The 16973-nt window shown below is 33.3% G+C and carries 13 protein-coding genes; 4 read left to right on the top strand and 9 right to left on the bottom strand.

Annotation, left to right across the window (positions count from 1 at the left end; all coding sequences use genetic code 11):
* Positions 1-13: 13 nt before the first annotated feature.
* The 4 genes from dnaA to gyrB are packed head-to-tail and all read left to right on the top strand — an operon-like array spanning position 14 to position 6061.
* Entirely contained in the window at positions 14-1372 is a 1359-nt protein-coding gene (dnaA, locus tag H3S74_RS08155) for a chromosomal replication initiator protein DnaA (protein ID WP_110447017.1), read from the top strand.
* Positions 1373-1387: 15 nt separating this feature from the next.
* Positions 1388-2491 (top strand): DNA polymerase III subunit beta, encoded by a 1104-nt coding sequence (gene dnaN / locus H3S74_RS08150; RefSeq protein WP_110447016.1) that lies wholly within the window; start codon positions 1388-1390, stop codon positions 2489-2491.
* Between the two features lie 45 nt (positions 2492-2536).
* Positions 2537-3607 carry a DNA replication/repair protein RecF gene (gene recF / locus H3S74_RS08145; protein WP_198247643.1) on the top strand — a complete coding sequence of 357 codons (1071 nt, stop codon included), beginning with the start codon at positions 2537-2539 and terminating at the stop codon, positions 3605-3607.
* Between the two features lie 42 nt (positions 3608-3649).
* A complete protein-coding gene (gene gyrB / locus H3S74_RS08140; RefSeq protein ID WP_110447014.1) occupies positions 3650-6061 on the top strand; it encodes a DNA topoisomerase (ATP-hydrolyzing) subunit B in 2412 nt (803 codons plus the stop codon).
* A 133-nt stretch (positions 6062-6194) separates the two neighbouring features.
* Here gyrB and H3S74_RS08135 read toward each other — a convergent pair whose 3' ends face one another.
* The 9 genes from H3S74_RS08135 to H3S74_RS08095 form a co-directional block, all read right to left on the bottom strand.
* Positions 6195-7679: a VWA domain-containing protein gene (locus H3S74_RS08135; protein WP_198247642.1), complete on the bottom strand. Its 1485-nt coding sequence runs from the start codon at positions 7677-7679 to the stop codon at positions 6195-6197.
* A 102-nt stretch (positions 7680-7781) separates the two neighbouring features.
* Positions 7782-9149: a VWA domain-containing protein gene (locus tag H3S74_RS08130; protein WP_198247641.1), complete on the bottom strand. Its 1368-nt coding sequence runs from the start codon at positions 9147-9149 to the stop codon at positions 7782-7784.
* A gap of 7 nt (positions 9150-9156) precedes the next feature.
* Positions 9157-9648 (bottom strand): hypothetical protein, encoded by a 492-nt coding sequence (locus H3S74_RS08125; protein WP_110447011.1) that lies wholly within the window; start codon positions 9646-9648, stop codon positions 9157-9159.
* A gap of 2 nt (positions 9649-9650) precedes the next feature.
* Entirely contained in the window at positions 9651-10340 is a 690-nt protein-coding gene (locus H3S74_RS08120) for a hypothetical protein (protein WP_086361445.1), read from the bottom strand.
* 2 nt (positions 10341-10342) lie between these two features.
* The gene (locus tag H3S74_RS08115; protein ID WP_198247640.1) at positions 10343-11947 is read right to left on the bottom strand and encodes an SUMF1/EgtB/PvdO family nonheme iron enzyme; all 1605 of its coding nucleotides are present in this window, start codon (positions 11945-11947) and stop codon (positions 10343-10345) included.
* Positions 11904-13127, bottom strand: a complete 1224-nt coding sequence (locus H3S74_RS08110) for an ABC transporter permease (protein WP_198247639.1) — start codon at positions 13125-13127, stop codon at positions 11904-11906. Before H3S74_RS08110 ends, H3S74_RS08115 begins: the two co-directional genes overlap by 44 nt.
* Positions 13128-13130: 3 nt before the next feature.
* Entirely contained in the window at positions 13131-13847 is a 717-nt protein-coding gene (locus H3S74_RS08105; RefSeq protein ID WP_110447008.1) for an ABC transporter ATP-binding protein, read from the bottom strand.
* A 3-nt stretch (positions 13848-13850) separates the two neighbouring features.
* Positions 13851-15809 (bottom strand): vWA domain-containing protein, encoded by a 1959-nt coding sequence (locus tag H3S74_RS08100; RefSeq protein ID WP_198247638.1) that lies wholly within the window; start codon positions 15807-15809, stop codon positions 13851-13853.
* A 13-nt stretch (positions 15810-15822) separates the two neighbouring features.
* Positions 15823-16875 carry a hypothetical protein gene (locus tag H3S74_RS08095; RefSeq protein ID WP_198247637.1) on the bottom strand — a complete coding sequence of 351 codons (1053 nt, stop codon included), beginning with the start codon at positions 16873-16875 and terminating at the stop codon, positions 15823-15825.
* Positions 16876-16973: the final 98 nt, after the last annotated feature.

The raw sequence follows: 16973 nt of genomic DNA, 5'->3' as shown, positions 1-16973 counted from the left end.
TAAAGGAGTAGCCGTGTCTACTGCGATTTGGCAAGATTGTCTTTCTCAATTACAAGAAGCTCTTCCAACAACAGAATTCAACTTATGGATTCGCCCTTTGCAAGCAGAAATGATTGAGAATAAACTTTATATTTATGCACCCAATAGGTTTGTATTAGATTGGGTCAAAAATAAATATTTAACGACTATTTCACAGTTATTGAACACACTTTTAGGTAATGATTCATTAAAATTATACCTTGAAGTCGGCTCCACTCTATCGGTAGAAAAAAAATCCGAAGTTAACCAATCTAAATCTGATGTTGTTCCAGCTTGGAAAACAACCAAAGAAAGCAATAGTAACCATACTTACTATTCAGGGATTAATCATAAACATACATTTAATAGTTTTGTTGAAGGTAAATCTAACCAACTAGCTGTAGCAGCTGCAAAACAAGTCGCGGAAAATCCAGGAAAAGCTTATAACCCGTTATTTTTATATGGTTCAACCGGTTTAGGTAAAACCCATTTATTACATGCAGTTGGCAATGGGATTATGGCCGGTAAAGCAAATGCCAAAGTGGTTTATATGCACTCAGAACGCTTTGTGCAAGACATGGTAAAAGCACTACAAAATAATGCTATTGAAGAATTCAAAAATTATTATCGTTCTGTTGATGCTCTACTTATTGACGATATACAATTTTTTGCTAATAAAGAACGATCTCAAGAAGAATTTTTTCATACCTTCAACTCGTTATTAGAAGGTAATCAACAAATTATCTTAACTTCTGATCGTTATCCAAAAGAAATTAATGGCGTTGAAGATCGTTTAAAATCAAGATTTGGCTGGGGTTTAACCATTGCTATCGAGCCACCGGAGCTGGAAACTCGCGTTGCAATTCTAATGAAAAAAGCAGAAGAAAATAATATAAAACTACCTGAAGAAGTTGCATTTTTCATTGCTAAACGCTTACGTTCAAATGTACGTGAATTAGAAGGCGCATTGAATCGAGTGATTGCCAATGCCAATTTTACAGGCAAATCTATCACTATTGATTTTGTGAAAGATGCTTTGAAAGATTTACTTGCCTTGCAAGAAAAATTGATTACTATTGAAAATATTCAAAAAACGGTTGCTGAATATTATAAAATCAAAGTTTCTGATTTATTATCAAAACGCCGCTCCCGTTCAGTTGCAAGACCAAGACAGGTCGCGATGGCGTTAGCAAAAGAGTTGACGAATAAGAGCCTTCCAGAGATTGGAGATGGTTTCGGCGGTAGAGATCACACAACTGTATTACATGCATGCCGAAAAATTGCCGAATTAAAAGAAGAAAGCAATGATATTAAAGAGGATTATTCCAATTTAATTAGAACATTATCAACTTAAAAAAGAATTAACACTATGAAATTTATTATAGATCGTGAAAAACTTATTAAGCCCTTACAGCTTGTTAGCGCACCATTAAGCAGTCGCCCTACTTTACCTATTTTAGGTAATTTATTATTACAAGTCATCGATAATACTCTATCAATGACCGGAACCGATTTAGAGATTGAGATGATATCTCATCTTCCTTTAACCGAATCTTGTGAGCCAGGAGCAACAACAGTTCCGGCAAGAAAGTTCCTCGATATTTGCCGAAATCTGCCAAGTAATGCCCAAATTTCGATAAGCGTTGACGATAATCGATTAATCATTCAATCTGGGCGTAGTAAATTTTCCTTAGCCACATTACCGGCTACAGATTTTCCTAATTTAGAAAATTGGCAAAGTGATGTTGATCTATCTATACCACAAAAGACAATCAAACGACTTATTGATGCAGTCCAATTTTCAATGGCTAATCAAGATGTCAGATATTATTTAAATGGTATGCTATTTGAGATCGAAGATGGATTATTAAAAACCGTTGCGACAGATGGTCACCGTTTAGCTGTGTGTGCTCAACCCGTAGGTCAAAATATCTCAGAATCCTGTTCAGTTATTTTACCTAGAAAAGGGGTAATAGAACTCGCTAAACTGGTTAGTGACAACGATGAACTGGTAAATATGCAGATTGGTAATAATAATTTGCGTGTTAATCTTGGTGATTTTACCTTTACCTCAAAACTTATTGATGGAAGATTTCCTGATTATAAACGAGTAATGCCGCGTAATCCGGATAAACCACTTGAAGTTTCATGCGAAGAACTTAGAAATGCGTTATCACGAGTAGCAATTCTTTCAAACGAAAAATTCCGCGGTATAAGATTATATGTACATAATAACCAAATAAAAATCACAGCAAATAATCCTGAACAAGAAGAAGCGGAAGAAGTGATTGATGTGAAATATGAGTCACAAGAGCTTGAAATTGGCTTTAATGTGACTTATTTATTAGATATATTAAACACACTAAAATGTGATAGTGTACAACTATTATTAACGGATGCAACATCTAGTGTGCAAATTGAAGATATCAATAACCAATCGGCTACTTATGTTGTTATGCCAATGCGTTTATAATAACTCTCTATCAAACTTCCGGCTTCGGCCGGAAACTTTACCAACATGACTCTTTCACAAATCAAAATCCATAATTTTCGCAACATTGATTATGCTGAATTATCATTATCAAATCATTTCAACTATATAGTTGGTGATAATGGTAGTGGAAAAACTAGTCTACTTGAGGCTATTTATATGCTCGGCCATGGCCGTGCATTTAGACATATTCAATCGAATAGAATCATACAACATGAAAAGCCTCAGTTAGTTTTATTCAGCCAAATAGAATCATCGCAACAAATTCGTACAATAGGATTATCAAAAACAAGAAATAATGATAATACGATAAAAATTGACGGTGATGAGGGATTTCGATTAACTGACTTAGCTAAACTATTACCTATTCAACTAATTACTCCAGAAGGATTTGATTTACTTACTGGTGGTCCAAAATATCGTCGATCGTTTATAGACTGGGGATGTTTTCACCATTACCCAGAATTTGTATCACTATGGAATAATTTAAAACGGTTATTTAAACAAAGAAATGCATTATTAAAACAATCGTCTAACTATAATCAATTATTACCTTGGGATAAAGAACTAACACCAATTGCCGAAAAAATCAGTCAAATTAGAGCTGATTATAGTCAAAATATACTTCCGCAAATTATAGAAACTTGTCGGCATTTTTTACCCGAGTATCAACTTAATTGCCAATATTATCAAGGCTGGGAATATGGGATGAATTATTCTGATATTTTATATAAACAATTTGAGAGAGATAAATTCATTAACTATACCTCATTAGGCCCACATAAAGCCGATATAAAATTACGTATAGATAATATTCCAGTAGAAGATCTACTATCTCGTGGGCAACTAAAATTACTTATGTGTGCATTACGTTTATCACAAGGGGAATATTTTTCAGAAAAAACTGGATTATCATGTATTTATTTAATAGATGACTTTGCTTCTGAACTTGATCAAAATAAACGTAATCTATTAGCTAAACGATTAAAATCAGCCAAATCTCAAGTTTTTATTACCGCGGTTAATCAAGAGCAAATTACCCATATGATCGATGAAAATGATAAGATTTTTCACATAAAATCTGGTATAATTTCTTAAATATATAGAATGATATAAATAATTAAACAAGTCGAGAAATCCATGTCTAACTCTTATGATTCTTCAAGCATTAAAGTACTTAAAGGACTTGATGCGGTTCGAAAACGTCCAGGAATGTATATTGGTGATACTGATGATGGTACAGGCCTTCATCATATGGTTTTTGAAGTGGTAGATAATGCCATTGACGAAGCATTAGCGGGTTATTGTCACCATATTGAAGTTACTATCCATCCTGATAATTCTGTTTCAGTACGAGATGATGGTCGAGGAATACCTACCGGCATCCATGAAGAAGAAGGTATTTCTGCTGCAGAAGTTATTATGACCGTTTTACATGCTGGTGGTAAATTTGATGATAACTCATATAAAGTTTCTGGTGGCTTACATGGTGTTGGTGTCTCGGTTGTAAATGCATTATCGGATAAATTAGAATTAGTTATTTACCGTGAAGGTAAAATTCATAAACAGACTTATCATTTAGGCGTACCAGAAGAACCGCTAAAAGTGATTGGTGAAACAACCGAATCTGGTACTTATGTTCGCTTCTGGCCAAGCCCAGAAACTTTTTCTAATATCGAGTTTGTCTACGATCATTTAGCTAAAAGATTACGTGAATTATCATTTTTAAATTCTGGTGTTTCAATAAAACTTACAGATGAACGAACAGGTAAAAGTGAACACTACCATTATGAAGGTGGTATTCAAGCATTTGTTGAATATTTAAATAAAAATAAAAATCCAATCCATCCGAAGATTTTTTATTTTAGTACTGAGAAAGATAATATTGGTGTCGAAGTTGCTTTACAATGGAACGACGGCTATCAAGAAAATATCTATTGTTTTACCAATAATATTCCTCAACGTGATGGCGGTACCCACTTGGCCGGCTTCCGCGGAGCGATGACGCGTACATTAAATAACTACATGGAAGCTGAAGGATATAGCAAAAAAGCTAAAATCAGTGCCACTGGTGATGATGCACGTGAAGGACTAATTGCAGTAGTATCAGTAAAAGTACCAGATCCTAAATTTTCATCACAAACCAAAGATAAATTAGTTTCGTCTGAAGTAAAATCAGCAGTTGAATCAGTGATGGGTGAAAAATTAGCCGAGTATTTACTGGAAAATCCATCGGATGCCAAAATTGTGGTTGGCAAAATTATTGATGCAGCTAGAGCTCGCGAAGCAGCACGAAAAGCGCGAGAAATGACACGTCGTAAGGGTGCTTTAGATTTAGGTGGCTTACCAGGTAAACTAGCTGACTGTCAGGAAAAAGACCCTGCATTATCAGAACTTTACTTAGTGGAAGGGGACTCTGCGGGTGGTTCTGCAAAACAGGGCCGTAACCGTAGGAATCAAGCAATTTTACCGTTAAAAGGTAAAATCCTTAATGTTGAAAAAGCCCGTTTTGACAAAATGCTTTCGTCTCAAGAAGTTGCAACTTTAATTACTGCTTTAGGTTGTGGTATTGGTCGTGATGAATATAATCCAGATAAAATGCGTTATCACAGCATTATCATCATGACTGATGCGGATGTGGATGGTTCACATATTAGAACTTTATTGTTAACCTTCTTCTACCGTCAGATGCCTGAAATTATTGAACGAGGTTATGTTTATATTGCACAACCACCACTTTATAAAGTTAAAAAAGGCAAACAAGAACAATATATTAAAGATGATGATGCAATGACTCAATTCCAAATTGCTCTAGCTTTGGAAGATGCATCACTACATGTTAATGATCATGCCCCTGCTTTAGCCGGTGAAGCTTTAGAAAAATTAATTGCTGAATACCAAAAAGTTGAAAAACTAATTACTAAAATGGAACGTCGCTATCCTCGAGCATTGTTATCAGAATTAGTCTATCAAGAAGTATTAGATGAAGATATTTTAAAAGACCAACAAAAATCTGAATACTGGGCAAAATCAATTGTTGAAAAATTATCAAATAAAGAACAACACGGCAGTAGCTACCATTATAGTGCGGATTACAATGAAAAAGCAGAGTTATATATACCTGTAATCAAAGTAAGAACACATGGAGTTGATACCAGTTATGCTTTAGATCAAGTATTTATTCATAGTAATGAATATCGAAATATTTGCCATTTAGGCTCACAATTGAAAGATTTACTTGAAGAAAGTGCATTTATACAACGAGGCGAACGAAAACAACCAGTGAGCTCATTTGAAGAGGCTGTTGATTGGTTAATTCGAGAATCTCGCCGTGGATTAACAATCCAACGTTATAAAGGTTTAGGAGAAATGAACCCCGAACAATTATGGGAAACAACCATGGATCCAACCAGTCGTCGTATGTTGCAAGTTACCATTAAAGATGCAATTGAAGCAGATCAATTGTTTACCACATTGATGGGAGATGAAGTCGAACCTCGCCGACTATTTATTGAGGAAAATGCATTAAAAGCAGCTAACTTAGACTTCTAATAACAATTGTTTAATAAATAAAAAAACCAGACATTTTGTCTGTTTTTTTTATTTATTAATTATTTTTCTTAAAGATAGCTATTGAGTAAAATCTAGTACTAATCATTTGGTATTATCAATTTTATTTATCTGTTTACTGACAAACAGGACGATTAATTTTTAAATCAGATACCGCTTTATTCATCTGTCTAATCATATCCTTAGGACTTTGTGCGATATAAACTTTGCCTCGAGTAGCATTAGCTACACAATCTATTTTATGTTCACCCGCTATATCAACGATATTTATCTTGAGTCGAGGTTTTTGAGCTGCAATATAATTAGCTAGAGTACAAATATTACTTCTTGTGCAGTTATCATCGCCATCACTAATTATAAGGATATAATCATCTCGTTTTACACCATCAAGCATTTTACTTGCTTTCTCTAATCCACTATAAAGTGGTGTACCTCCGCCACCAGCTGCACTTGGTGTTAATCGATTAATTTTACTTTTTAAAGCGCCTCTGCCGGAATAATTATAAAATGGTGTTGTATCTGCCGCTGAACAACTATTTAATGCCACTAATGCTATATTAATATTTTGTTGAATTTTATCAATACTAGTCAATGCTACTTTTTTACTGGTTGATAAACGAGTCGGTAGTCGAGACATCCTTTTTTCATACGCAATTCTTTCAGATGCAGGCATATAGCTAGGGTAGCCATGGGTTAAATAATTAAAATATTGCTGAACTTGTGAAGGTGGCTCTGCTAATGTTACCGTCATGGATAAAGAATTATCAAAGATCAACGCCATTTTGGATGGATTAGAATTTTTTACCAATTCTTCCTTAGTAATACAATTTGGTGGATTTTTTACTTTTGGCGCTGGTTTAGGTTCTGATTTGCTAACCGACTCTGGTGTTGGGTCAGGTACAACTACAGGTTGTGGCTCTGAAACCTGTGGTTCTGGTTTTAATTCAGGTTTAGGTTTAATGACAAGCTCTGGTTGTTTTGCAAATTCAACGGTTAGTTCCGTTTTTTTCGGTTCAATTGGTTGTGTAATCGCTGGTTCAACGATTGGTTCCATCTTGCTAGTCTTTTTGAAAGGATTAAAAAAGAACCATATCAAACCTAAAATTAATAATAAAAGTAAAATTAAAATTAAGGTATACCACCATCGCCAAAAACTTTTTGGTGCGACAATTGGCGGTTCAGGTAATACAATTGGCTCAAAAGTATCAATAATAACTGGTTCATTATTAATTACATAAATTTGATTATTTGGATTTTTAATTCTTGATAACCATGAAGACACTAAAGCTTTTTGTTGATGATCTAAGGGAATTAATTTGACTGTAGTCTCAATATCATTGATTCGAGTATGTAAGGCGTCTTCAATTACTGTTCTTTGCGACGAGTCACCTATATCATTAAGTAATATAGGTTGGCCTTCAAGATCAGTATACCAGGCAATATATTGGTTGTTTTCTATTAATCTTGATGAAGCAAAAATTGAAAATGTTCTTGCGGTCAAATGAGGTTTAAGTATTGAAAGTAAAGAATTATACTGTTCCAGTAACTGCATCTTGTCTATGTTACTATGATCAAAAGCAATACGAGTTATTCTTTGCATCTCTCAACTTATTCCTTGTTACTTAAAAAGTCTTTATAAAAGTCTATTAGTTAGCTAAATATTTAATTTATAAATTGTCAATTAAATCAAAATTATTATATCTTATTTACAAATAGGTTTACTAATATTCATATCTGAAACGGCATTACTCATTTGTTTAATAAGCTCGGTTGGATTTTGAGCTATATAAACGTTACCACCAGTGCTTTTTGCTACACAATCTATTTTATGCTGTCCGGCAATATCAACAATATTAATTTTTAAACGAGGTTGCGCTGTGGCTATTTCATTAGCAAGAGTACATATATTACTTTTAGTACAATTATCCTCACCATCACTAATAATTAATATATAATCATCACGATTAATACCATCAAGCATTTTACTTGCCTGTTTAACACCACTATATAATGGCGTCGCACTATTATATTCTAATGGCTGCAACCGTTTAATTTTACTTTTTAATTTTTCTCTATCTTCATAAGGATAGAATGATGTAGTTTGCGCAGCCGGACAACTTGTTAACGTGACAAGAGAAATATCTATATTTTGCTGTATTTTATCAATACTGGTTAATGCTACTTCTTTACTACTTGATAAACGATTAGGTAATCTGGTCATTTTTCTTTCATAAGCTTCGGCTTCTTTTTCTGTCATCGAATAAAAATTACTTTTTAAATATTTATCGATACTTTCTTGTGATTCCATCAAGGTTAAAGTCATTGAGGCTGAATTATCAAATATCATCACCATTTTAGAAGCCGATATCTTATTAGTAGCTTCTTCTTTAGTTATACAATTCTTAACTTCTGTTACAGTTTCGTTTTTTGGTTCTAAAACATTAGTTTGTTCAACTACTGGGGTTGATTCAACTCTATTTTTCTCTGTATTTTGTGCCATTATTGATGGAGAATCTGATGCTTTTTCTTTGCCATAAGGACAAAAAAAGAACCAAATAAAACCAAGCAATATAATTAAAAACAGTGCGAATAATAAAAAATACCACCAACGCCAAAATGATTTTGATGTTGGTGGTATTGCTGTAGGTTCAGGTAAAATCGGAGCTTTAAATGAATTAACAATAACAGGTTCATCATTAATTACATAAATGGTATTTCCTGAGTTTTTTATTCTCGGTAACCATGCAGATATTAAAGCTTGTTCCTCTCTTGTCAATGACATTGATTTGATTACGAGTTCAAGGTCATTAATTCGTGTATTCAGCGTTTTTTCTATCTGTTTTTTATGTTCTTCATTTTCAATATCATTGAGTAAAATAGGTTGACCTTCTAAATTACTATACCAACCAATATATTGATTATTATCAATTAACTTTGGCTGACCTAAAATTGAAAATGTTCGCTCAGTTAAATTATTCTTTAGCAATACTAACAAAGAATTATATTCTTTTAACAAAGAAATCTTATCAGATTCACCCTGATCAAATATAACTCTTGTTATACGTTGCATGGCTAAATTATTTACCTAAATTTAAAGCTTTTTGTAGCTGTTGAAGTTTTTTATTTAACTTATCTAATTCAACTTGTTTTTCAAGTTCAGATGAATTTGAATTGTTAACTTTCTTCAACTGTTGCTCAATATCATTAACTTGTGCTTGTAAATCATCACGATTTTTAGCCTTTTGTTTTACTTCATTAGTTAATTGAGTCAATTCTTTTTTTAACTTTTGCAACTGTGCTTGCTTTTGTTTAACACTTGATGAAGTCGAATTTTTTTGTCTTTCAATCGTTGCATAAATTTCTCTGAATTGTGCATTAGCTCGTTTTTCATTCTCTAAAATTTGCTCTTTTTTATCAATACGAGCTTGATAGTTACCTGAATAATTGCAACTAATTTTATCCATAATACCTATGTTAGTATTAGTTGGGTCACATTGTTCTGGCGTTGTCGAACACCCAGTTATAAGTAACAATGGACTAAGTAAAAATAGAACAGATATCTTTTTCATAATTAGCTTACCCTTACAGCTGAACGTTGTTGAGTAACAAGATTAATTTGTTTTTCAAGTACCGCAATTTGTTTATGTAACTGATTAATTTCTTTATCAAGTTTTGACACATTTACACCCGATTGTCGTTCTTGTGATGAAATTGAAACCCAATCATTTTCAACTTTTTTCATGCGAGATAATTTATCTTTCAAATAAGCAATATTGGCGTCTATTTGAGTCAGATCTTTTTGGGCCTGTGTTTTAGTAACGGATTGAGAATTAATTTGTTTATTTAATGATTTTAATGTTGCCAAGTTTTTATCTAAAACAGCTTTTGCACTTTCAGTAACTGCTTGGACTTCATAAGTATTTTGCTGAACATCTTGAATATAAACATCAAGTCGCATTTCAGCATCAGCATATTCAGCTCGTTTATTATCAAGATAATAATTGGCCCCCATCATTACACCACAACCAACCGCCGCTGAGGCAAGACATGTGCCAGTTTTACCGCCCAATAATACACAACCAATACCACCGATACCAGCCCCTATAGCACAAGACTGCCATGCTGATTTACTAAAAAATTTGGCACTATTACTTTTGCTTAAAGCTGGATCAACATCTTTTGAACTTGCACCACCTGATGCTTGGCAACCTGATAGAATCAGTGAGATACACAAGGTCATTGTTACTATTAATTTATTCATTATTACTTTCCTTTTATTTCATTACACGTCTCAAGCCAATTTGCTCGGTCGATCTTCCCGGATTCAATATATTTATTAATATGTTTGAAATAGAGTTTTAAATAATCGCTCATGTTGGCTTTACCACTATTTTCAAGTATAAATTGCGTAGGCTTAGATTGATTGTTAATGGTATCCTTCTCATAATTTGTTGCAGTATTTACAATAGTATCTGAATAATATTTTAATATAAAATCACGGGAATTTTTAGATTCATTTAGGACATTTTTTAAATCATTTAGCTTCACTTTGGAACACATATTATCTTCATTCAATGTTTCTATTTCATTTGGATCACATACCTCATTAGTCATTATTTCATATAAATTATTGTTATATTCAAATTTAGCATTTAAATCGGAAACATTAGCACATAAAAAAGCACCTAATTGTAAAGCTGATTGAATAGAGCGATCTCTCTGTTCATCACGAGCTTGATTAGCGCTACGTAAAAGAGAATTAAGTTGATTTAATTCTTTTTTAGTTTTTTCATCATCGACTTGCTTGGTAATTTTTTCCAGCTCGCTAACCACATTATCATCTTTTGAAAGACCCGCTTGGTTACCCAGTTCATTCCATTCTTTGTCCAGTTCTTTTACTAGATCATTCGACTGCATAACTTCAGTTGTATAAACTAACCGAAATCCAACATCTTTGCTTCTATAAGCACTTTGAAGATCATAGTAAGGTTTTTCTATTTTGAATGCAGTAGTTATCGATGCTTCTGGCGTTAAATAACTTCCACCGCGAACAGTCATACCTCCTTGCTGACCATGATAACGATCTAGTTTATTCATGCGAAATGAATCGAACATCATTTCATTCGCATTACCCAAAATGTCGTAAAGACCAAGCGGATTAGCATCTAACCGACCAATAAGTTGCAGTTTACCATTGGCTGATTTTGCACCAGAAAACCAAGCATAATTTTCTAAACTATTCACCATAGGAAATTTTGATTCACGGAATTCTGATTCGCTAACTTTAGAACCACCTCTTGCCGCATATTCCCATTCAGTATTAGTTGGTAGACGAACATACCCTTTGGGTAAGTCTTTTGATCTATTTTTTGCTTGTTCAATTAGCCAATGATTATATTTATCAGTAAAAGCTACAGCATCAAACCAACTGATATCAGTAATAGGAAAAGCAAGATTAGTTTTGGCTGTTGGGCAATTATCATTCATAACTGATTGATATTGAAGGACGGTAATTTCATATTTACCAATAAGATAATATCTTTCTGCACCATCATCAGAAAAGCTACCTGAGATATAATTCGGTGTTGCATACTCAGCGAAACCAAGTTCTTTTTGGTTATTACCTAAAACAATTTTAACATCATCCAATGGTTTACGTGTTGGTGTAAAAACTTTTCTCATCACCAAACTACCTTCACATGGCATAGGCAGAATAACATCATCATTGGCTGGTTTAGGATTATAAAATTTACTATCCCATGACTGAGCATATCCCATACTAGGAATAAAACCGAAAATAATCCCCAAAAAAATAGGCTTAAGCTTACGCTTCACGTAGGCTTTCGGCGGGTTGAATATTGATAGCACCTCGTCCTCCTATCGCAACAACAACAAATGATATTAATAGTGTTAATATAAATGCGATAATGAAATGATAAAATTGTAATTGACTAACGATTGGTTGTGAAACTAAATTTTTACCTAAAACCAGATTAAATGCACAATTTCCTAATAAAAATAGCAAACATGATACGATAAAAGCTAAAAAGCTTAACGTCATTGCTTGTATCAGTAAATAGAGCATAACTTGCTTAGACTTAAATCCTATAAGCCTCATAAAAGCAATATCCTTACGTTTTCGCTCTATATTAGATAAAAATGAACCACTGAAAGATAATATACATCCAAAAATTGCCGTAATAGCAATCACACTAAAAATAAAACCTAAGACTCGATCAATAGCTTGCATATTTTCAATCGCATTAGCCTGAGTTCGCGTTTCTATATTTTTTTCACGCAATTTAAAGGCTAAAGGAGCAACATTATCAAGCGAATTAGCATAAATTCGAGCTCTTGCAAATGAGTTAGGGTAGGAAGAATCAGTTAAACCTGTTCCGGTTGGAAAAATTTCACTTTGATAACCATCATAAAAATGTTCCATTTCAATTAAAAGATCTAAACTTATAAAACCTGCTGCACGACTATAATACGCTTCAGGAATGATACCTATAACCTCTAATTCAGTTCTTCCTTTTTCCAATTTACCATCTAGTTGTCTAGTAATAACCATTTTTATTCGGTTACCAATTGCTGCTTGCATTTTCTCGGCCGCCAAAGAACTCAATAGAATTTGATTTTTTTGAGGAATATAAGGCATATCTTGAGTTATTGGGTCACCTTTAGCGGTCGGAATAACTTCAGCATTATTAACAAAATGACTTGAATCATTAAGCAAATCCGCTTGAGTATTCAAAGAACGAGTAAGAGGAATAACAAATGCCGTCTCAGGTTGCTTTGCAATCCAATCGAACATTTGCTGATCAAGTTGTAAATTACCAACAATTTTTATCTCTAAATTTTGTGGGTCATTAAGTAATTGATGGCGTAGCTGAGCGACTACGCCATATTTCAAACTAAATAATAGCAACAATGGTGTAATGACTGATATTATAGATGCGATAATACAAAATGATACTTTCTTATCATAACATAAATCGGCTAATGATAACCGAATAATAAATCGCCATTTTGATGTTACATTATCCATCTTCTATACCTTACTTGATAACGGTAAAAATTCTGATGATTGTGTAGAAGTTAATTTTGCCGATAAAGTAAACAATCCTTTATTTTCAATTTTCTGCCAATCATGAGTGACAATCATAGCCGCAATATTATCTTGCTGGGCTTGCTCTATAATTAGATCAAATAATAAATTAGCATTATAAGGATCAAGTGCGGAAGTTGGTTCATCAGCTAACAGTAACGCAGGTCTATGAATAATCGAACGAATGAAAGATGCTCGTTGTCTTTCACCTATTGATAACTGTTTAGGATATTTATTCAACAAATGACCTATATTCAATTTATCAATTAAGTAATCAAATCTGGTTGGTTCAATATTTTTTTGTAATAACTTCGCTGATAATAAAATATTATCTTTAATATTTAAAAAAGGTAATAATCCACCCGTTTGTAACATAAATCCCAAATATTTTGCGCGTATAGTCGCTAATTCATTTACATCATTGCGTTGAATCACATCTGCAATATCGTAATTTTGATTATCAACTATAAGATGATAATGGCTAATTTCATCAGGTTGAAGAATCATACCAATCATTTCTAGTAAAGTACTTTTACCACAACCACTATCACCTTTAATGACAACAACTTGACCGGCTTTAACCGAAAGCTCTGGTAGGCAAACTTTAAAAAAAGATTTGCCTATCGGTCTGGAAATTACCAGATTATTAATAGTTAACATTTTTTATGGCAACATTTCTAATGGTACAGGATAGACATTTTCGCGCGGATCACTACCTTCAGATAATGAAATCCAACGATCAACATCAGCATTACATTTTTGATAATAACGAACTTTACTATTTAGATTACGGATAAACTTTTCTTGTTCAATTCCACTCATACTCTTCCATGTTTCTTGATCAAGACCAGTTACATCACTTTTATAAGGAATATTATCTAAATACTCGCCAAGTAAACCTAAATCAGCAATCTTAGTGACAGAATCTGATTTTAATTTATTTGGATCTTGTCCCATTGCAGCAGCAACAGAACGTAGTTGTGAAAACATATCATCAGCTGAAATTAATCCATCATTAGCTGCATTAGCTATCTTAGTCACAATATCACTCAAATCACTTAATTGTGATTTAGTTAACAAAATTCGTGGTTCCGCAGTTGGAATAGTCGGTTTAACAAAATCTTTATCAGCAATCCATGCTTTAAAAACAGTTGGCGCTTTAGTTCCTTTAGTATCACCTAGATAAGCTAATTGCATCGCCTTACTCAATAGTAAAGCATCTTTTAACATATCTGCATCATCATCTTTAGCATTAAGCGCATTACCAACTGATGATTCCCCTTTATAAGCTAATTTAACTTGTTCTGATAAAGCTTGTGCTAATGAATCGACTTTCTTACCAAATTCATTAACATCACCAGCATTAACGGGATAATACAATGATTTATGAATAAAATCGTTATAAGTCAAATCAGAATATTGGGCAGCTGCTACTTGATGATCCTTTTCACCACTCGGTGTTTTTAAATGTAAAGCATAAATTGCAACTCCTTTATGCTGTGCTTCAAGTCGCAACTGGGCTGCATCCATACCGGTACTTGAAAGCTTATCATCACCTGGAATAGCACTTGCATCGGTAATCAAAATCATATATCGAGCACCAAAGCTATTCCAATTAATATCATTTAATGCTTGAGATACACCTGCATAGGAGTCCTCAGCAAAATAAGCGGTGGATACAGATGCTTGTTTGAGTGAAGCACTTAATTTTTTAAAATCATCTTTATTTTTTACTTTATTTGGATCTGCAAAAACTTTACTGACAAATTCCAATTTATCTGAGGCTTTTAAACTTGAGCGAAACGAAATCAAACCAAATTTAACTTGATCTTGTAAATGTTCTTTTTCAATATGCTGATAAACTCTTTCCACTGCCTCTTTGGTTCTAGAAATATAAGGATCCATTGAAATAGTGGAATCGATAACAAATACAATAGCAGCCTTAAATGGGGCAACTTGATTAGTATTATCATCAGCAGACTGATTAGTCGACTTATTATTTTTAACAACTGTTTCTTGTTTACTAACCGAAGCAACCTCTAAAATTCTTTCATAAAAGCCTTGACCATTCATTACCTCTTCCCCCTGTAAGATAGGTAATAAATAGAAATTACTTTTAAAATCAATAAATTCTTTAGGTTCTTGTGCTACCACTTGCGGTGCGATTTTATTCTCTTTTAGTGCATCACGAATAGGTTTTATTAATGTTTCTGGTTTATCAGCATCAACAATTGTTGCTAAAGAGGTTTTATCTTTGAAAAATAATAAAGGATCACGTTCAACAGGATTAGTAAAAACTAAAGTCAGTTGCATATTCCAAGCAACAGCACAGGAATTATTAATCCAACCAACAGTTTTACCATATGAATCAGGCCCAACATTCAACCATTCTTGATTATTTTCATTTTTCCGTTCATACACATAATAACGCGAAAAGGCAGGTACTGATTGACCAGTAGCATCATTAATATTTTTTTTTAACTCACAAGTTGGTGTACTCAAGACTCGCTGATAAAGCGTTGTTTTACCGGCTTGCTTTAACGGTTCTAAAGCCGAACTAACCAAAGGTAAGCAAGTCAGGCTAAATCCGAAAATCAATGTTGAAATTACTGTTTTTTTCATACCTGCACCTTAATTATTTTTGTAATTCAGCTAACCGTTCTTTAGCCAGCTCGTTATTTGGATCATTATTTAATGACGTTTCATACCAATAAATTGCCGTTTCTTTATCTGCTTTGAAGCACTGGTTATCTTGATAAAACTTCACATCGTATTCTTTCGCATAAAGTAAGGCCACTTTGGCATTCAATAAAGATTGATTGGCATATAACCGTTGTGCGATATTACATTTATTAGCTTGTTTAGCCTGATTTATGACATCAATTACTGCATCAGCATCTGGTTTACTCTGTAAACATTGTTGAATAAAAGATAAATCATCAGTTGTTGCATTAGCAATATTACATTGACTATTACTTTGAATTAGAGAAGTTAAAGGATTTTTATCTTGAGAAAATAAAAAATACCATACTGCAAAGCCAATCCCAGCTAAAGTCAGTAGAATGACAAAAATGATAATAATCAACCCTAATTTACTTTTTGCTTTAGTGGGTTGTGAAGCTGACACCTCTTGTTGTGTTATCGTTGGTGTTGGCGTTACCTCTATTTCAGATTCCATTTCAGGTTCTACTATTACCTCATTTTCCATCCCAATTGTTTGTTCTTCGGTTTCAGGTTCTACAGGTTGAGAATCATCAGATTCAACAAGATTAGAAGCTACTTTATCCGACTCAAAGGTATTTTGTTTAGTCTCATCAGATATTGATAATTGGGTATTTAAAGCAGATGAAGGGAATACTGTTTCAGCAATATTTACCACTCCTCTATCAATATAGCTTTGATTTTGTTTATCACGAATTTCAGCAAGAAATCTAACACTATTTTCTTGAGATAACAGAGAATCAACTAGCCATTCATCAACGAGACCACTTAATTGCTCATTCTCGACAGACATACTAGTTACTGTATGCCAATTCTTTTCTGGTCCCCATTGATTAAGACCGGACAAATAATAACCATCTTGGTTGCGTTGAATAAGTATATCAATATCTGCACTACCACTCCATTTTTGCGCTAAAAACTTAGCAACACCCGGTTTATCGCCTTCTAATTCAATTCTTAATGCCATGATATCCTCTATTTCATCACTATGATTGTATTAATATTATTTTATGGATATTTCATATATGTAAGGTAGTTTTAAAAACCACCTTATTGTTATTAATA

The sequence above is a fragment of the Gilliamella sp. W8126 genome, assembly GCF_016102185.1.
GTDB classification, from domain to species: Bacteria; Pseudomonadota; Gammaproteobacteria; order Enterobacterales; family Orbaceae; genus Gilliamella; species Gilliamella apis_A.
Note: the sequence above shows the minus strand (reverse complement) of the source record. Positions and strands in the feature narration are given on the sequence as shown.